The sequence below is a fragment of the Agromyces sp. PvR057 genome, assembly GCF_040547485.1.
In the GTDB taxonomy this organism is placed as follows: Bacteria; Actinomycetota; Actinomycetes; order Actinomycetales; family Microbacteriaceae; genus Agromyces.
Genome location: NZ_JBEPPT010000002.1, coordinates 562,513 through 577,650, shown reverse-complemented (window position 1 = coordinate 577,650; position 15,138 = coordinate 562,513). Strand labels below are relative to the sequence as shown.

26 protein-coding genes are annotated in these 15,138 nt (G+C 67.0%); all 26 read right to left on the bottom strand.

Translation table 11 applies throughout. The features are described 5' to 3' along the window. Positions 1-10: 10 nt before the first annotated feature. The 26 genes from rpmJ to rpsJ all read right to left on the bottom strand — a co-directional run bounded on the left by rpmJ (position 11) and on the right by rpsJ (position 14,857). Positions 11-124, bottom strand: coding sequence for a 50S ribosomal protein L36 (rpmJ, locus tag ABIC29_RS11910; protein WP_047561540.1), 114 nt, complete (start codon positions 122-124; stop codon positions 11-13). A gap of 67 nt (positions 125-191) precedes the next feature. Next, on the bottom strand, positions 192-413 hold the full coding sequence (gene infA / locus ABIC29_RS11905; RefSeq protein WP_011186713.1) for a translation initiation factor IF-1: 222 nt from the start codon (positions 411-413) through the stop codon (positions 192-194). A 126-nt stretch (positions 414-539) separates the two neighbouring features. Beyond that, on the bottom strand, positions 540-2,234 hold the full coding sequence (gene ptsP, locus ABIC29_RS11900; protein ID WP_354245575.1) for a phosphoenolpyruvate--protein phosphotransferase: 1,695 nt from the start codon (positions 2,232-2,234) through the stop codon (positions 540-542). Positions 2,235-2,340: 106 nt separating this feature from the next. Beyond that, positions 2,341-3,168 carry a type I methionyl aminopeptidase gene (gene map, locus ABIC29_RS11895; protein ID WP_116083637.1) on the bottom strand — a complete coding sequence of 276 codons (828 nt, stop codon included), beginning with the start codon at positions 3,166-3,168 and terminating at the stop codon, positions 2,341-2,343. Between the two features lie 6 nt (positions 3,169-3,174). After that, positions 3,175-3,807: an adenylate kinase gene (locus ABIC29_RS11890; RefSeq protein WP_116083639.1), complete on the bottom strand. Its 633-nt coding sequence runs from the start codon at positions 3,805-3,807 to the stop codon at positions 3,175-3,177. Continuing rightward, complete coding sequence (gene secY, locus ABIC29_RS11885) at positions 3,804-5,123, bottom strand: preprotein translocase subunit SecY (RefSeq protein WP_116083642.1); 1,320 nt, start codon at positions 5,121-5,123, stop codon at positions 3,804-3,806. Before secY ends, ABIC29_RS11890 begins: the two co-directional genes overlap by 4 nt. 116 nt (positions 5,124-5,239) lie before the next feature. After that, positions 5,240-5,908, bottom strand: a complete 669-nt coding sequence (gene rplO / locus ABIC29_RS11880; protein ID WP_116083644.1) for a 50S ribosomal protein L15 — start codon at positions 5,906-5,908, stop codon at positions 5,240-5,242. Further along, entirely contained in the window at positions 5,908-6,093 is a 186-nt protein-coding gene (rpmD, locus tag ABIC29_RS11875) for a 50S ribosomal protein L30 (RefSeq protein ID WP_055860148.1), read from the bottom strand. Before rpmD ends, rplO begins: the two co-directional genes overlap by 1 nt. Continuing rightward, the gene (gene rpsE, locus ABIC29_RS11870; RefSeq protein ID WP_255353513.1) at positions 6,093-6,764 is read right to left on the bottom strand and encodes a 30S ribosomal protein S5; all 672 of its coding nucleotides are present in this window, start codon (positions 6,762-6,764) and stop codon (positions 6,093-6,095) included. Before rpsE ends, rpmD begins: the two co-directional genes overlap by 1 nt. Positions 6,765-6,790: 26 nt before the next feature. Further along, on the bottom strand, positions 6,791-7,150 hold the full coding sequence (gene rplR, locus ABIC29_RS11865) for a 50S ribosomal protein L18 (protein ID WP_055860153.1): 360 nt from the start codon (positions 7,148-7,150) through the stop codon (positions 6,791-6,793). A 2-nt stretch (positions 7,151-7,152) separates the two neighbouring features. Beyond that, positions 7,153-7,689, bottom strand: a complete 537-nt coding sequence (gene rplF / locus ABIC29_RS11860; RefSeq protein ID WP_116083646.1) for a 50S ribosomal protein L6 — start codon at positions 7,687-7,689, stop codon at positions 7,153-7,155. A gap of 4 nt (positions 7,690-7,693) precedes the next feature. After that, the gene (gene rpsH / locus ABIC29_RS11855) at positions 7,694-8,092 is read right to left on the bottom strand and encodes a 30S ribosomal protein S8 (protein WP_116083649.1); all 399 of its coding nucleotides are present in this window, start codon (positions 8,090-8,092) and stop codon (positions 7,694-7,696) included. 130 nt (positions 8,093-8,222) lie between these two features. Next, positions 8,223-8,810 carry a 50S ribosomal protein L5 gene (gene rplE, locus ABIC29_RS11850; protein WP_116083651.1) on the bottom strand — a complete coding sequence of 196 codons (588 nt, stop codon included), beginning with the start codon at positions 8,808-8,810 and terminating at the stop codon, positions 8,223-8,225. Then, positions 8,810-9,169 carry a 50S ribosomal protein L24 gene (gene rplX / locus ABIC29_RS11845; RefSeq protein WP_055860164.1) on the bottom strand — a complete coding sequence of 120 codons (360 nt, stop codon included), beginning with the start codon at positions 9,167-9,169 and terminating at the stop codon, positions 8,810-8,812. The genes rplE and rplX overlap by 1 nt, the downstream gene beginning before the upstream one ends. A 2-nt stretch (positions 9,170-9,171) precedes the next feature. Further along, on the bottom strand, positions 9,172-9,540 hold the full coding sequence (gene rplN / locus ABIC29_RS11840) for a 50S ribosomal protein L14 (protein WP_116083653.1): 369 nt from the start codon (positions 9,538-9,540) through the stop codon (positions 9,172-9,174). Between the two features lie 32 nt (positions 9,541-9,572). After that, on the bottom strand, positions 9,573-9,878 hold the full coding sequence (gene rpsQ / locus ABIC29_RS11835; protein WP_055860169.1) for a 30S ribosomal protein S17: 306 nt from the start codon (positions 9,876-9,878) through the stop codon (positions 9,573-9,575). Between the two features lie 2 nt (positions 9,879-9,880). Next, positions 9,881-10,204, bottom strand: a complete 324-nt coding sequence (gene rpmC / locus ABIC29_RS11830) for a 50S ribosomal protein L29 (protein ID WP_055860172.1) — start codon at positions 10,202-10,204, stop codon at positions 9,881-9,883. Further along, positions 10,204-10,623, bottom strand: a complete 420-nt coding sequence (rplP, locus tag ABIC29_RS11825; protein WP_092967730.1) for a 50S ribosomal protein L16 — start codon at positions 10,621-10,623, stop codon at positions 10,204-10,206. The genes rpmC and rplP overlap by 1 nt, the downstream gene beginning before the upstream one ends. Before the next feature lie 2 nt (positions 10,624-10,625). Beyond that, positions 10,626-11,378: a 30S ribosomal protein S3 gene (gene rpsC, locus ABIC29_RS11820; protein WP_055860178.1), complete on the bottom strand. Its 753-nt coding sequence runs from the start codon at positions 11,376-11,378 to the stop codon at positions 10,626-10,628. After that, the gene (gene rplV, locus ABIC29_RS11815) at positions 11,378-11,743 is read right to left on the bottom strand and encodes a 50S ribosomal protein L22 (protein ID WP_055860181.1); all 366 of its coding nucleotides are present in this window, start codon (positions 11,741-11,743) and stop codon (positions 11,378-11,380) included. The genes rpsC and rplV overlap by 1 nt, the downstream gene beginning before the upstream one ends. A 25-nt stretch (positions 11,744-11,768) precedes the next feature. Continuing rightward, on the bottom strand, positions 11,769-12,050 hold the full coding sequence (gene rpsS, locus ABIC29_RS11810; protein WP_022889728.1) for a 30S ribosomal protein S19: 282 nt from the start codon (positions 12,048-12,050) through the stop codon (positions 11,769-11,771). A gap of 12 nt (positions 12,051-12,062) precedes the next feature. Beyond that, a complete protein-coding gene (rplB, locus tag ABIC29_RS11805) occupies positions 12,063-12,902 on the bottom strand; it encodes a 50S ribosomal protein L2 (protein WP_116083656.1) in 840 nt (279 codons plus the stop codon). 16 nt (positions 12,903-12,918) lie between these two features. After that, positions 12,919-13,221, bottom strand: a complete 303-nt coding sequence (gene rplW / locus ABIC29_RS11800; protein ID WP_022889726.1) for a 50S ribosomal protein L23 — start codon at positions 13,219-13,221, stop codon at positions 12,919-12,921. Further along, positions 13,218-13,880: a 50S ribosomal protein L4 gene (rplD, locus tag ABIC29_RS11795; protein WP_354245561.1), complete on the bottom strand. Its 663-nt coding sequence runs from the start codon at positions 13,878-13,880 to the stop codon at positions 13,218-13,220. The genes rplW and rplD overlap by 4 nt, the downstream gene beginning before the upstream one ends. A gap of 3 nt (positions 13,881-13,883) precedes the next feature. Beyond that, positions 13,884-14,540, bottom strand: coding sequence for a 50S ribosomal protein L3 (gene rplC / locus ABIC29_RS11790; RefSeq protein WP_055860203.1), 657 nt, complete (start codon positions 14,538-14,540; stop codon positions 13,884-13,886). A gap of 8 nt (positions 14,541-14,548) precedes the next feature. Then, the gene (gene rpsJ, locus ABIC29_RS11785) at positions 14,549-14,857 is read right to left on the bottom strand and encodes a 30S ribosomal protein S10 (RefSeq protein WP_017201594.1); all 309 of its coding nucleotides are present in this window, start codon (positions 14,855-14,857) and stop codon (positions 14,549-14,551) included. Positions 14,858-15,138: the final 281 nt, after the last annotated feature.

The following is a 15,138-nucleotide window of genomic DNA, read 5'->3' as shown; positions in this document are numbered from 1 at the left end:
AGTCTTCTGACTAGCCCTGGCGCTGCTTGTGGCGCGGGTTCTCGCAGATCACCATGACGTTGCCGTGGCGGCGGATGACCTTGCACTTGTCGCAGATGGGCTTGACGGAGGGGTTGACCTTCATGAGTGTTTCCTTGGATTCGCTGTCTTCGTGCCCGCGGGGTGCCTCGGGCCGTTACTTTCCAGCAGGCTTACTTGTAGCGGTAGACGATCCGGCCGCGGGTCAGGTCGTAGGGGCTCAGCTCCACGATCACGCGGTCCTCGGGGAGGATGCGGATGTAGTGCTGACGCATCTTGCCTGAGATGTGTGCGAGAACCTTGTGCCCGTTCGTGAGCTCAACCCGGAACATCGCGTTCGGGAGAGCCTCGATGACCGAGCCCTCGATCTCGATGACGCCGTCTTTCTTGGCCATAGCCTCACTATCGCTTGGAGTTTGGGATGCTGGTCGTGCGATGATGCTCAGTGTCGACCAGGGCCGCGCGACGGGATGTCGGGCATGCCAAGGCGCACGTGCAGAGCACCAAGGGTCAACTTTACGTCATCCCCCGCGATTAAGCGAACCGGTGCCGCTCTCGCCTCGCAGGGCCGAGGCCGCCTCGCGCACGGCCAGCTTCGCCTCGCTCGCGCCGTCCGCCGCGAGCGCGATGCGGGCGAACCGTCCGGCATCCTCCCGGGTGTACCCGAGGAGCGACGAGCGGACGTCGGCGATCGCCGACGGCGACATCGACAGCGACGTCACGCCGAGCCCGACGAGCACGACCGCGAGCAGCGGATCCGCGGCCGCCTCGCCGCAGACGCCGACGGGTCGACCGCTTCCGGCACCCGCGGCGCCCACCTCCCCGATGAGCCGCAGCACGGCCGGATGCCAGGGGTCCTGCAGCGCCGCGACCGAGCCGAGCAGGCGATCCGCCGCCATCGTGTACTGCGCCAGGTCGTTCGTGCCGATCGAGGCGAAGTCCGTCGCGGCGAGCACCCGGTCGGCGATGAGCGCGGCCGCGGGAGTCTCGACCATGACGCCGGCGACCCGGATGCCGAGCTCCTTCGCGAGCGTCGTGAAGTAGCGCGCCTCCTCGACGGTCGCCACCATCGGCGCCATCACCTCGAGATCCGCGTCGGTCGAGGCATCCGCAAGGGCGAGGGCGGTGAGCTGGTCGCGCAGCACCGGTTCGGCTGCGCGAAGCGCACGGATGCCGCGGAGTCCGAGCGCCGGGTTCGGCTCGACGTCGTCGTTGACGAACGAGAGGGGCTTGTCCGCGCCCGCGTCGAGCACCCGGACCACGACCTTCCGGCCCGGGAACGCCTCGAGCAGGCGCACGTACTCGGCGCGCTGTTCGTCGACGGTCGGCGCACGGTCGGCATCGAGGAAGAGGAACTCGGTGCGGAACAGGCCGACTCCCTCGGCGCCGAGCCGCACCGCCTCCTCGGCACCGGCCGCCGATCCGAGGTTGGCCAGGAGCGGCACGGGCGTGCCGTCGGCGAGCCGCCCCGGCTCGGGCGGCGCCGCGGCGATCGCCGCACGCTCCGCGATGCGACGCTCGGCGTCGGCGACCTGCTCGGTCGTCGGTGCGGCGATGACCGCGTCGGAACCCGCATCGACGATGACGAGGTCGCCGTCGGAGAGCGTCGCCGCGTCATGCACGCCGACGATCGCGACGACGGACTTCTCGCGGGCCAGGATCGCGGTGTGCGAGGTTGGGCCGCCCTCGGCGGTGATGAGCGCGCGTACCTGATCGAGGTCGAGGGTCGCGGTGTCGGCCGGTGAGAGGTCGCGGGCGACCAGCACGAACGGATGTCCGGGCGACGGCACACCCGGCGCGGCCACCCCGGCGAGTTGGGCACGCACGCGCTGCGAGATGTCGTCGAGATCGGCGGCCCGCTCGGCGAGGTACCCGCCCATTCCCGCGAGCGTGTCCCGATAGCCGGCGAACGCGTCGAACACCGCCCGCTCGGCCGTGGCGCCGCCTCGCACTCGATTCGCGACCTCGGTGGCGAGCGTCGGATCGGCGGCCATGAGGGCCTGCGCCTCGAGCACGTCCTTCGCGGCGCCGCCGGTGTGTCGCCCACGCTCCGCAAGGTCGGTCGCGGTCGCCACGAGCGCGTGGGCGGCACGCTCGGCCTCGACGTCCGGCGTTCGATCGCTCGGGCGGTCGACGGGCTCCGGCAGCGGATCCGCCATGCGCAGCACTCGACCGATCGCGATGCCGCCCCCGACTCCGGTCCCCCTGAGTTGCATCGTCGCCCCTCTCCTGCGTTCGATCGGCGTCGCGCGAGCACAGACGCTCCCCCGCCTTCACCCTATCGAGCCATGGTCGGCCCGGCGTAGCGCCGATGAACCCGGGTCAGGGGATCGCGACCGGCACGATGCCGAACGGGGCGAGGCCGGCCGCCCCGCCGTCCTCGGCGGTGAGCACCCAGATGCCGTCGTCGTGCACGGCGACGGAATGCTCCCAGTGCGCGGAGTCGGCGCCGTCGGAGGTGGTCACGGTCCAGCCGTCGTCGCGGATGAACGTCTCGATCGACCCCGCGACGACCATCGGCTCGATCGCGACGACGAGACCAGGTCGCACCGCAGCCCCTCGTCGATCGACCCGGTAGTTGAAGACCGGCGGCTCCTCGTGCATCGAGCGACCGATGCCGTGACCCACGTACTCGGTGAGGATGCCGTACTCGCCGGCGTCCTCGATGTACTCCTCGATCGCATCGCCGACCTCGTTGAGCCTGCGGGCCGTTGCCAGGGCGGCGATGCCCCGCCAGAGCGAACCCTCCGTCACCTGGCTGAGTCGGGTTCGCGAGGCCACGAGTTCCGGCCGCTCGGGATCGGGGATGACCACCGTGAACGCGGAGTCGCCGTTCCATCCGTCGACCTCTGCGCCGCCGTCGACCGAGACGATCGCGCCGGGACGGAAGGGACGATCGTTCGGGATCCCGTGCACCACGTCATCGTCGACCGAGACGCACAGGGTGTGGCTGTAGCCGGGTTCGAGCTTGAAGTTCGATCGACCACCGAGTGCGGTGATGATCCGCTCGGCCGCGACGTCGAGGTCGAGACCGGTGGCGCCGGGCGTGATCAGGCGTCGCGCCTCGGCCAGCGCCGCCGCAGTGGCGGCACCGGCCGGGCGCATCGCGCGCAGGTCGTGCGCGGACTTGTAGATCGAACGCCGGAACACGCCGGGTCAGGCAGCCGCGCCGTTGCCGCCCGAGCGCTCGGCCACGAGGCCGCGGCCCGCGAGTGCGTCGAAGATGCGCTGCGTGACCTCGTCGAGCGATCCGACGCCGTCGATGCGCACCACGAGGCCCTGCTCGCGGTAGACGTCGAGAATGGGCGCCGTCTCGCGCTCGTAGATCGCCAGGCGGTTCGCGATGACCTCTTCGGTGTCGTCGGTGCGGCCCTGCTGGACGGCGCGCTCTCGAAGGCGGGCGATGCTCTCATCGCGCGGCACCTCGAGCTCGATCACGGCGTCGAGTGCTTCACCGCGACCGGCGAGGAAGCCGGAGAGGTCGTCGACCTGCCCGCGGTTGCGCGGATAGCCGTCGAGGAGGAACCCGCCGGCCGCATCGGGCTGCGCGAGCCGGTCGCGCACGAGCTCGCTCGTGAGGGCGTCGGGAACCAGGTCCCCTGCCTCGATGATGGCCTGCACGCGCTTGCCGAGTTCGGTGCCGCCCGAGACGTTCGCACGGAAGATGTCGCCCGTCGCGACCTGCGGAACCCCGAACGCCTCTGCGACGAGCACGCCCTGCGTTCCCTTGCCCGAGCCCTGCGGACCGACGATCAGGAAGCGTGCGGAACCATTCGACGTCGCGCTCATCGGAGGAGTCCTTCGTAGTGGCGCTGCTGGAGCTGCGCATCGATCTGCTTCACGGTCTCGAGCCCGACGCCCACGATGATGAGGATCGAAGCGCCGCCGAACGGGAAGTTCGCGTTGGCGCCGACGAGGCTCAGGGCGATCAGCGGGATGAGCGCGATCAGGCCGAGGTAGAGCGAGCCGGGCAGCGTGACGCGGGTCAGCACGTAGTCGAGGTACTCGGCCGTCGGGCGACCGGCGCGGATGCCGGGGATGAAGCCGCCGTACTTCTTCATGTTCTCGGCGACCTCGTCGGGGTTGAAGGTGATCGCCACGTAGAAGTACGTGAACCCGACGATGAGCAGGAAGTACAGGAGCATGTAAAGCGGGTGGTCGCCCTTGGTGAGGTAGTTCGTGATCCACACGACCCAGGCCTGCGGCTCCTCGCCGGCTGCCGGCTGGTTGAACTGCGCGATGAGCGCGGGCAGGTACAGCAGCGACGAGGCGAAGATCACGGGCACGACGCCGGCCATGTTGACCTTGATCGGGATGTACGTGTTGTTGCCGCCGTAGGTGCGGCGACCCACCATGCGCTTGGCGTACTGCACCGGGACGCGCCGCTGGGACTGCTCGACGAACACCACGGCGACGACGATCACGAGTCCGACCGCGAGCACCACGAAGAAGGTGTCGAGGCCGCGCGCCTGGGCGATCGACCACAGCGAGCCGGGGAACGTCGAGGCGATCGACGTGAAGATCAGGAGCGACATGCCGTTGCCGATGCCGCGCTCGGTGATGAGCTCGCCCATCCACATGATCAGGCCGGTACCGGCCGTCATGGTGATGACCATGAGCAGGATCGCGTACCAGGCGTCGTTCGTGATCAGCTGCGAGCACGAGGGGTCACCCGACGGGAACAGGGCGCCGGAGCGGGCGACCGTGATCAGCGTCGTCGACTGCAGGACGCCGAGGGCGATCGTCAGGTAGCGGGTGTACTGCGTGAGACGACCCTGGCCCGACTGGCCCTCCTTGTAGAGGGTCTCGAAGTGGGGGATGACCACGCGCAGGAGCTGCACGATGATCGAGGCCGTGATGTACGGCATGATGCCCAGCGCGAAGATCGAGAGCTGGAGCAGCGCGCCGCCGGAGAAGAGGTTGACGAGCTCGTAGAGCCCGGTCGTGCTCTGGCTCGCCGCGAGACAGGCCTGCACGTTCCCGAAATCCACGAACGGCGCCGGGATGAACGAGCCGAGTCGGAACAGGGCGACGATGCCCAGCGTGAACCCGAGCTTGCGGCGAAGATCCGGCGTGCGGAAGATCCGCCCGATGGCGTTGAACACTCGTCCTCCTGTTGCTCCGTCATGGAGTCAGTCCAAATATGGCTCGAGCCTGTCGAGACCCCCGTGAATCATACGCGAGGTCCCGACAGGCTCGAACTCGATGTGGTGCTTTGGTCTTACTTGACCGAGCCGCCGGCGGCGACGATCTTCTGCTCAGCAGAGCCGGAGACCTTGTCGACGGCGACGTTGAGCTTGACCTGGAGGTCACCGTTGCCGAGCACCTTGACGCGCTCGTTCTTGCGGACGGCGCCCTTCTCGACGAGATCGGCGATGGTGACATCGCCGCCCTTCGGGTAGAGCTCGGCCAGCTTGTCCAGGTTCACGACCTGGTACTCCACGCGGAACGGGTTCTTGAAGCCGCGGAGCTTCGGCGCACGCATGTGGTACGGAAGCTGTCCACCCTCGAAACCGGGGCGGATGTTGTTGCGGGCCTTCGAGCCCTTGGTGCCGCGACCGGCCGTCTTGCCCTTCGAACCCTCACCGCGTCCGACGCGGGTCTTGTCCTTCTTGGCACCGGGAGCCGGACGAAGGTGGTGCACCTTCAGGACCTGCTCGCGCTTCTCGGCGACGTCGGCCTTGGGAGCGGCCTTCTTGGCGGGAGCCTTCTTCGCGGGAGCCTTCTCGGCAGCCGCGTCGTCGGCCTTCGCAGCGGCGGCCTTGGCCGGCGCCTTCTTGGCAGCAGCCTTGGGGGCTGCGGCCTTCTCGGCGGCGGGCTTGGCCGCAGCCTTCTTCGCGGGAGCCTTCTTGGGGGCTTCTGCGGTGGCGTCGATGTTCTCGTCAGCCATTAGTCAATCTCCTCAACCTTCACGAGGTGAGCGACCGTGTTGACGTACCCGCGGTTCTGCGGGTTGTCCTCACGTACGACCGACTGGCCGATTCGCTTGAGTCCGAGGCTCCGCAGCGTGTCACGCTGGTACTGCTTCTCGCTCACCTTGGACTTGATCTGGGTCACCTTGAGCTGCTTGGCCATCAGGCACCTGCCTTCGCTGCTGCAGCGGCCTCGGCCGCCTGAGCCTCGGCACGCAGCAGACGGGCCGGTGCGACCTCGTCGTAGGCGAGACCACGGCGGGCGGCCACTGCGCGCGGCTCTTCGAGCTGCTTCAGGGCCTCGACCGTTGCGTGCACGATGTTGATCGTGTTCGACGAGCCGAGCGACTTGCTCAGCACGTCGTGGATGCCGGCGCACTCGAGCACGGCGCGCACGGGACCACCGGCGATGACACCGGTACCGGGCGATGCCGGACGCAGGAGCACGACGCCGGCCGCGGCCTCACCCTGGACGGGGTGGGGAATGGTCGCGCCGATGCGCGGGACGCGGAAGAAGTTCTTCTTCGCCTCCTCGACGCCCTTCGAGATCGCGGTCGGGACTTCGCGGGCCTTGCCGTAGCCGACGCCCACGAGGCCGTTGCCATCGCCAACGACGACGAGCGCCGTGAAGCTGAAGCGACGACCGCCCTTGACGACCTTCGAGACGCGGTTGATGGTCACGACGCGCTCGAGGAACTGGCTCTTCTCGGCGTCACGGCCACCGCGGTCGCGGCCACCCTGGTTGCGGTCACGACCGCCGCCACGACGGTTGTCGCGCTCGTTGCGAGCCGGCTCAGAAGCAGCAGCCGTCTCGACGGGTGCCTCTGCAGTCACCTCGGTCTCCTTAACAGTGTTCTCACTCACAGGTTGAGCCCTGCCTCTCGCGCTCCATCGGCGATCGCTGCGACACGACCGGCGTACTTGTTGCCGCCGCGGTCGAAGACGACCGACTCGACGCCGGCCTGCTTCGCGCGCTCTGCGACGAGCTCGCCGACCTTCTTGGCCTTGGCGGTCTTGTCACCGTCGAACGCACGGAGGTCTGCCTCCATGGTCGAGGCGCTGGCGACCGTCAGGCCCTTGCTGTCGTCGACGACCTGCACGAACACGTGACGGGCCGAGCGGGTGACGACGAGGCGCGGGCGCAGCTCGGTGCCGACGACCTTCTTGCGAAGGCGGGTGTGGCGGCGCGAACGCGCAGCCGTCTTGGTCTTCACAGCCATGATTACTTACCTGACTTTCCGGCCTTGCGACGCACGACCTCGCCGGCGTAGCGGATGCCCTTGCCCTTGTAGGGCTCGGGCTTCTTGATCTTGCGGATGTTCGCGGCGGTCTCGCCGACGGCCTGCTTGTCGATACCAGCGACCGTGAGCTTGTTGTTGCCCTCGACGGTCAGCGTGATGCCGGCAGGCGCCTCGACGGTGACGGGGTGCGAGAAACCGAGCGCGAACTCGATCGCAGTGCCCTTCTGCGCGACGCGGTAACCGGTACCGACGATCTCGAGGCCCTTGGAGTAGCCCTCGGTGACGCCGATGATCTGGTTCGCGATGAGCGTGCGGGTCAGGCCGTGCAGCGAACGCGATGCGCGCTCGTCGTCGGGGCGGGTGACGAGCACCTGGTTCGCCTCGACCTTGGCCTCGATGGGCGAGGCAACGGTGAGCGAGAGCTCGCCCTTGGGGCCCTTGACGTTGACGGCGGAGCCGTCGACCTTGACCTCGACACCCGCGGGGATGTCGATGGGAAGTCGTCCGATTCGTGACATGGAATTACCACACGTAGGCGAGGACTTCCCCACCCACGCCCTTCTTCTCGGCCTGGCGGTCGGTCAGAAGACCGCTGGAAGTGGACAGGATCGCGACGCCGAGGCCGCCGAGCACCTTGGGGATCTCGGTCGACTTCGCGTAGACGCGGAGGCCGGGCTTCGAGACGCGCTTGATGCCCACGATGGAGCGCTCGCGATTCGGGCCGAACTTGAGGGTCAGCGTGAGCTCGGTGCCGACGCGAGCGTCGGTGACCTCGAAGCCCGAGATGTAGCCCTCTTTGGTGAGGATGTCGGCGATGTGCGACTTCAGCTTGGAGTTCGGCATCGTCACGGAGTCGTGGTGTGCCGAGTTCGCATTGCGAAGGCGGGTCAGCATGTCAGCGACCGGGTCGGTCATCGTCATGACAGATGTTTCCTTACGTTCACCAGGTTTCAGCACCCGTTACGCGAGTGTTGACCTGTGGTGTCACCGATTCGACGGGTGTCGAACCGGACACGGATGCCGCGGGGTCGAACCCCGCGGCATCCGATGTTCAGTTGGAGGACTCGGCCGACCGGAAGGGGAAGCCCAGCTGCTTGAGCAGCGAGCGGCCCTCGGCGTCGCTCTTGGCAGTGGTCACCACAGTGATGTCCATGCCGCGGACGCGGTCGATCTTGTCCTGGTCGATCTCGTGGAACACGGACTGCTCCGTGAGACCGAAGGTGTAGTTGCCGTTGCCGTCGAACTGCGCGTCCGAGAGACCGCGGAAGTCGCGGATTCGGGGCAGCGCGAGCGAGAGCAGGCGGTCCAGGAACTCCCACATGCGGTCGCCGCGCAGCGTGACGTGCGTGCCGATCGCCTGGCCCTCGCGCAGCTTGAACTGCGCGATGGACTTGCGGGCCTTGGTGACCTGCGGCTTCTGGCCCGTGATCTTGGTGAGATCGGCGATCGCGCCGTCGATGACCTTGCCATCGCGAGCGGCCTCGCCGACACCCATGTTCACGACGATCTTCACGAGACCCGGAACCTGGTGCACGTTGGTGTACCCGTGCTCCTCGGTGAGGGCCTTGGTGATCTCGGAACGGTACTTGGTCTTCAGTCGCGGCTGGATTTTGCCAGCCTGCGTAACCGTGTCGGTCATCAGATGTCCTTGCCTGACTTCTTTGCGTAACGAACGCGGACCGTCTTGGTGACGCCGTCCTTCGTGATCTGCTCTTCGCGGAAGCCGACGCGGGTCGGCTTCTTCGTCTCGGGGTCGACGAGCGCGACGTTCGAGACGTGGATCGGGGCCTCGTGGGTCTCGATGCCGCCGGTCTTCGAGCCGCGCTGCGTCTGGCCGACGCGCACGTGCTTGGTGACGAAGTTCACACCCTGCACGACGACGCGGTTCTCGGCGACGAGCACCTCGATGACCTTGCCCTGCTTGCCGCGGTCTCCGCCGCGAGCCTGGCTGCGGCCCGAGATGACCTGAACGAGGTCACCCTTCTTGATGTTGGCCATGACTAGATAACCTCCGGTGCCAGCGAGATGATCTTCATGAACTTCTTGTCGCGAAGCTCGCGACCGACCGGTCCGAAGATACGGGTGCCGCGAGGCTCGCCGTCGTTCTTCAGGATCACCGCGGCGTTCTCATCGAACTTGATGTAGGAACCGTCGGGACGACGGGTCTCCTTGACGGTGCGGACGATGACGGCCTTGACGACATCGCCCTTCTTGACGTTGCCACCGGGGATCGCGTCCTTGACCGTGGCGACGATGACGTCACCCAGGCCGGCGTAGCGACGCTTCGACCCGCCGAGCACGCGAATGGTGAGCAGTACCTTGGCGCCGGTGTTGTCGGCGACCTTGACTCGTGATTCCTGCTGAAGCACAGTTGTCTCCTTCTCTCAAGTAAGCCAGAGGCTTACTTGGCCTTCTCGGCGATCTCGACGAGGCGCCAGCGCTTCGTGGCGGAGAGCGGACGGGTCTCGGAGATCACGACGAGGTCGCCGATGCCGGCGGAGTTCTGCTCGTCGTGAGCCTTGACCTTCGAGGTGCGGCGGATGACCTTGCCGTACAGGGGGTGCTTCACGCGGTCTTCGACCTCGACGACGATGGTCTTGTCCATCTTGTCGCTGACGACGTACCCGCGACGCACCTTGCGGTAGCCGCGAACGAGTTCGGCCGACTCGGCGACCTCGGCTGCAGCAGCCTTCTTGGTCTCAGCCATGATCAGGCCTCCTTCGTCTCTGCGGCCTCAGCAGGGGCTTCCGCCTCGGCCTTGGCCTTCTTCGTCTTCTTCTCAGCCTTGGCCGGAGCCTCGACCGGTGCGGGAGTGGCACGGATGCCGAGCTCGCGCTCACGGATGACCGTGTAGATGCGGGCGATGTCGCGCTTGACCGCGCGCAGGCGGCCGTGGCTCTCGAGCTGGCCGGTGGCCGACTGGAAGCGCAGGTTGAACAGCTCTTCCTTGGCCTTCTTCAGCTCGTCGACGAGTCGCTCGTCTTCAAAGGTGTCGAGCTCGACAGTGGCGAGCTCCTTCGTTCCGACGGACATTATGCGTCGCCCTCCTCGCGCTTGATGATGCGTGCCTTGAGGGGCAGCTTGTGGATGGCACGGGTCAGGGCCTCACGAGCGAGTTCCTCGGAGACGCCAGAGACCTCGAAGAGGACTCGACCCGGCTTGACGTTGGCGACCCACCACTCGGGCGAGCCCTTGCCGGAACCCATGCGGGTCTCGGCGGGCTTCTTCGTGAGCGGACGGTCGGGGTAGATGTTGATCCACACCTTGCCGCCACGCTTGATGTGACGCGTCATCGCGATACGAGCGGACTCGATCTGACGGTTGGTCACGTAAGCGGGCGTCAGCGCCTGGATGCCATACTCACCGAACGACACCTTGGTGCCACCGGTGGCCTGGCCGGAGCGGCCGGGGTGGTGCTGCTTGCGGTACTTGACTCGACGGGGAATCAACATGGTTATGCCTCAACTCCTGCTGCCACCGGCTCCTGCGCCTTGGGCGCACGGCGGGGACGGTCATTGCGGTCGCCACGCGACGGCTTCTGCGAAGCCTGCTCGCGTGCGAGCTCCTTGTTGGTGATGTCGCCCTTGTAGATCCAGACCTTCACGCCGATGCGGCCGAAGGTGGTCTTCGCCTCGTAGAAGCCGTAGTCGATGTTCGCGCGGAGCGTGTGCAGGGGCACACGGCCTTCGCGGTAGAACTCCGAGCGGCTCATCTCGGCGCCGCCGAGGCGGCCGGAGACCTGGATGCGGACACCCTTGGCGCCTGCGCGCTGAGCACCCTGCAGGCCCTTGCGCATCGCGCGGCGGAATGCCACACGAGCGGAGAGCTGCTCGGCGATGCCCTGCGCGACGAGCTGGGCGTCGGCCTCGGGGTTCTTGACCTCGAGGATGTTGAGCTGGATCTGCTTGCCGCTCAGCTTCTCGAGGTCGGCGCGGATGCGCTCGGCCTCGGCGCCGCGGCGGCCGATCACGATGCCGGGACGCGCGGTGTGGATGTCCACACGAACGCGGTCACGGGTGCGCTCGATCTCGATGCGCGAGACTCCCGCGCGGTCGAGCGACGTCTGGAGCAGGCGACGGATCTTGACGTCCTCAGCGAGGTAGTCGGCGTAGCGCTGTCCGGGCTTGGTCGAATCGGAGAACCACCGCGACACATGGTCGGTGGTGATGCCGAGACGGAAGCCGTACGGGTTTACCTTCTGACCCATTACTTCGTACCCTCCTCGGGCGTGGCGAGCACGACGGTGATGTGGCTCGTTCGCTTGTTGATGCGGAAGGCACGACCCTGGGCACGCGGCTGGAAACGCTTGAGGGTGGTGCCCTCATCGACGAATGCGCGGCTGATGTAGAGGTCCTGCTCGTCCAGATAGGTGTTCGTTGCATCGGCCTTGACGCGAGCATTCGCGATGGCCGAGGCGACGAGCTTGTACACCGGCTCGCTCGCACTCTGGGGTGCGAACTTCAGGATGGCGAGTGCCTCCTGCGCCTGCTTGCCGCGGATCAGGTTGACGACGCGACGGGCCTTCATGGGGGTCACGCGGATGTGACGCACGCGTGCGATCGACTCCACCATTTCTCTCCTCCTTTTCGCCCCCGCGTCAGCGGCGGCGACCCTTCTTGTCATCCTTCACGTGTCCACGGAAGGTGCGGGTGGGGGCGAACTCTCCGAGCTTGTGACCCACCATGGTCTCGGTGACGAACACCGGGATGTGCTTGCGGCCGTCGTGCACGGCGATCGTGTGCCCGAGCATGGCCGGGATGATCATCGAGCGACGGGACCACGTCTTGATGACGTTCTTGGAACCGGCTTCGTTCTGGACGACGACCTTGCGAAGCAGGTGCTCGTCGACGAAGGGGCCCTTCTTAAGACTGCGAGGCATCTTCTCTTACTCCTACTTGCGCTTCTTGCCGACGGTGCGACGACGGACGATGAGCTTGTCGCTTTCCTTGTTGGGGCGACGAGTGCGTCCCTCGGACTTGCCCCAGGGGCTGACCGGGTGGCGACCACCGGAGGTCTTGCCCTCACCACCACCGTGCGGGTGGTCGATCGGGTTCATCGCGACACCACGCACGGTCGGGCGGACGCCCTTCCAGCGCTTGCGGCCGGCCTTGCCCCAGTTGATGTTCGACTGCTCGGCGTTGCCGACCTCGCCGATGGTCGCGCGGCAGCGCGCATCGACGTTGCGGATCTCGCCCGACGGCAGGCGGAGCTGCGCGTAGGGGCCGTCCTTGGCGACGAGACGCACCGACGTACCGGCCGAGCGGGCCAGCTTGGCGCCGCCACCGGGACGGAGCTCGATCGCGTGGATGACGGTACCCGTCGGGATGTTCTTCAGCGGCAGGTTGTTGCCGGGCTTGATGTCGGCACCGGCGCCCGATTCGATCGGGTCGCCCTGCTGCAGCTTGTTCGGCGCGAGGATGTAGCGCTTCGTGCCGTCCACGAAGTGGAGCAGCGCGATGCGGGCGGTGCGGTTGGGGTCGTACTCGATGTGAGCGACCTTGGCCGGCACGCCGTCCTTGTCGTTGCGACGGAAGTCGATCACGCGGTACTGGCGCTTGTGGCCACCACCGATGTGACGGGTCGTGATGCGACCCTGGTTGTTGCGGCCACCGGTCTTGGAGAGCGGCTTGAGCAGCGACTTCTCGGGCGTCGAACGCGTGATCTCCGCGAAGTCGGCGACCGAGGAACCGCGACGACCAGGGGTCGTGGGCTTGTACTTACGAATAGCCATGTTCTTCCTCTGCTCCTTAGCCGACAGCCGTGAAGATGTCGATCGAGCCGGACTTGAGGGTGACGATCGCGCGCTTGGTGTCCTTGCGCTTGCCCATGCCGAACCGGGTACGGCGGGTCTTGCCCTGACGGTTCAGAGTGTTGATCGACGCCACCTGGACGTTGAAGATCTTCTCGATGGCGAGCTTGATCTCGGTCTTGTTCGAGCGGGGGTCCACGGTGAACGTGTACTTGCCCTCGTCGATCAGGCCGTAGCTCTTCTCCGAGACGACCGGCGCGATGATGATGTCGCGCGGGTCCTTGTTGTGTGCGGCACTCATGCGGAGACCTCTTCCTTCTTCGCCGTCTTCGAGGCGATGAACGCCTCGAGCGCAGCGGTGCTGAAGACGATGTCGTCCGAGACGAGCACGTCGTAGGCGTTCAGCTGGTCGACCGACAGCGAGTGCACGGTCGGGATGTTGCGGACAGCGCGCTCGGCGAGCTCCTCGCCGCGAGCCAGCACCACGAGGTAGTGCTTGGCCGGCGCGATCGACGTCAGCAGCGCGAGGGCGTCCTTCGTCTTCGCGACGTCGCCGGCGACGAAGCCCTCGACCGCGTGGATGCGGCCACCGCGGGCGCGGTCGGAGAGCGCGCCGAGCAGGGCAGCGGCGATCATCTTCTTGGGGGTGCGCTGCGAGTAGTCACGCGGCTGCGGGCCGTGGACGATGCCACCACCGGTCATCTGAGGAGCACGGATCGAGCCCTGACGAGCGCGGCCGGTGCCCTTCTGCTTGAACGGCTTGCGGCCGGCGCCGGAGACCTCACCACGGGTCTTGGTCTTGTGGGTGCCCTGACGCGCTGCGGCGAGCTGGGCGACGACGACCTGGTGGATCAGCGGCACGTTGGTCTGCACGTCGAAGAGCTCGGCGGGGAGCTCAACGGTGCCGGACTTCTTGCCGGTGACGTCGAGGGTGTCGATGGTGTTGGTCGCGGTAGCCATGGACTACGCCCCCTTCACTGCGTTGCGGACGAAAACGAGACGGCCACGAGCACCGGGGACGGCGCCCTTGACGAGCAGCAGGCCCTTCTCTGCGTCGACGGCGTGCACGCGGAGGTTGAGCACGGTGACGCGCTCGCCACCCATGCGGCCGGCCATGCGCATGCCCTTGAAGACGCGGCTGGGCGTCGACGAGGCACCGATGGAGCCCGGCTTGCGGTGGTTGCGGTGCGAACCGTGCGAAGCGGAGACGCCCTTGAAGTTGTGGCGCTTCATGACACCGGCGAAGCCCTTGCCCTTGCTCGTGCCGACGACGTCGACGAGCTGGCCGGCCTCGAAGGCACCCTCGACGGGGAGCTCCTGGCCGAGCGCGTAGGACGCGGCGTCCGCGGTGCGGACCTCGGTCACGTGGCGGCGGGGGGTCACGCCTGCGGCGGCGAAGTGGCCGGTCGCGGGCTGGTTGACCTTGCGGGGGTCGATGGCGCCGGCGGCGATCTGCACAGCCTCGTAGCCGTCACGCTCGACGGTGCGGAGCTGGGTGACCACGTTGGGGGCGATCTCGATGACGGTCACGGGCACGAGCTTGTTGTTCTCGTCCCACACCTGGGTCATGCCGAGCTTGGTGCCGAGCAGACCCTTCACGTTCTTGGTAGCGGAAGACATCTGTTACCTCAGAGCTTGATCTCGATGTTGACGTCGGCGGGCAGGTCGAGACGCATGAGCGAGTCGACGGCCTTCGGCGTCGGGTCCACGATGTCGATGAGGCGCTTGTGGGTGCGCATCTCGAAGTGCTCGCGGCTGTCCTTGTACTTGTGGGGCGAACGGATGACGCACACCACGTTCTTCTCGGTCGGAAGCGGCACGGGGCCGACGACCGTGGCGCCCGCGCGGGTCACCGTGTCGACGATCTTGCGCGCCGAGGTGTCGATGACCTCGTGGTCATACGACTTCAGTCGAATGCGGATCTTCTGTCCCGCCATGTCGAACTCTCTCTCTGTCAAGGCGCCATACCCCTTCCGAGGGCATCGGGCGCCGCGTAGCGACTTCTGATGAAGCAACCACTGTTCTTCTGTCAAAGGCTGTGATCGAGCCTGTCGAAACCACCGCACGGATCTTCATCCGCATTCGGTGACCTCGGCACGCTCGACCCGCAAGCCGTATCCCCGACCCCCGCGCCCGGGCGTGTCGTCCTGGCGGAAGACATGGAGTACCCATGGAACGTTGTATGTGGGATTCGGTTCAGTCGTGTTCTGCTGCCCGC

Bases quoted from the DNA above. Each gene is read 5' to 3' on its own strand.
- rplB (WP_116083656.1), bottom strand. From the start codon at position 12,902: ATGGCTATTCGTAAGTACAAGCCCACGACCCCTGGTCGTCGCGGTTCC.
- rplF (WP_116083646.1), bottom strand. From the start codon at position 7,689: ATGTCACGAATCGGACGACTTCCCATCGACATCCCCGCGGGTGTCGAG.
- rplO (WP_116083644.1), bottom strand. From the start codon at position 5,908: ATGGCTGACGAGAACATCGACGCCACCGCAGAAGCCCCCAAGAAGGCT.
- rplE (WP_116083651.1), bottom strand. From the start codon at position 8,810: ATGACCGACACGGTTACGCAGGCTGGCAAAATCCAGCCGCGACTGAAG.
- rpsJ (WP_017201594.1), bottom strand. From the start codon at position 14,857: ATGGCGGGACAGAAGATCCGCATTCGACTGAAGTCGTATGACCACGAG.
- ABIC29_RS11890 (WP_116083639.1), bottom strand. From the start codon at position 3,807: ATGAGCGCGACGTCGAATGGTTCCGCACGCTTCCTGATCGTCGGTCCG.
- rplD (WP_354245561.1), bottom strand. From the start codon at position 13,880: ATGGCTACCGCGACCAACACCATCGACACCCTCGACGTCACCGGCAAG.
- infA (WP_011186713.1), bottom strand. From the start codon at position 413: ATGGCCAAGAAAGACGGCGTCATCGAGATCGAGGGCTCGGTCATCGAG.
- rplV (WP_055860181.1), bottom strand. From the start codon at position 11,743: ATGGTGGAGTCGATCGCACGCGTGCGTCACATCCGCGTGACCCCCATG.
- rpmC (WP_055860172.1), bottom strand. From the start codon at position 10,204: ATGTCCGTCGGAACGAAGGAGCTCGCCACTGTCGAGCTCGACACCTTT.
- rplR (WP_055860153.1), bottom strand. From the start codon at position 7,150: ATGGCTGTGAAGACCAAGACGGCTGCGCGTTCGCGCCGCCACACCCGC.
- rplC (WP_055860203.1), bottom strand. From the start codon at position 14,540: ATGTCTTCCGCTACCAAGAACGTGAAGGGTCTGCTCGGCACCAAGCTC.
- rpsQ (WP_055860169.1), bottom strand. From the start codon at position 9,878: ATGGCTGAGACCAAGAAGGCTGCTGCAGCCGAGGTCGCCGAGTCGGCC.
- rplX (WP_055860164.1), bottom strand. From the start codon at position 9,169: ATGGCCAACATCAAGAAGGGTGACCTCGTTCAGGTCATCTCGGGCCGC.
- rpsC (WP_055860178.1), bottom strand. From the start codon at position 11,378: ATGGGTCAGAAGGTAAACCCGTACGGCTTCCGTCTCGGCATCACCACC.
- rplP (WP_092967730.1), bottom strand. From the start codon at position 10,623: ATGTTGATTCCCCGTCGAGTCAAGTACCGCAAGCAGCACCACCCCGGC.
- rpsS (WP_022889728.1), bottom strand. From the start codon at position 12,050: ATGCCTCGCAGTCTTAAGAAGGGCCCCTTCGTCGACGAGCACCTGCTT.
- rpmJ (WP_047561540.1), bottom strand. From the start codon at position 124: ATGAAGGTCAACCCCTCCGTCAAGCCCATCTGCGACAAGTGCAAGGTC.
- rpsH (WP_116083649.1), bottom strand. From the start codon at position 8,092: ATGACGATGACCGACCCGGTCGCTGACATGCTGACCCGCCTTCGCAAT.
- rpmD (WP_055860148.1), bottom strand. From the start codon at position 6,093: ATGGCCAAGCAGCTCAAGGTGACCCAGATCAAGTCCAAGGTGAGCGAG.
- rplW (WP_022889726.1), bottom strand. From the start codon at position 13,221: ATGAGTGCCGCACACAACAAGGACCCGCGCGACATCATCATCGCGCCG.
- ptsP (WP_354245575.1), bottom strand. From the start codon at position 2,234: ATGCAACTCAGGGGGACCGGAGTCGGGGGCGGCATCGCGATCGGTCGA.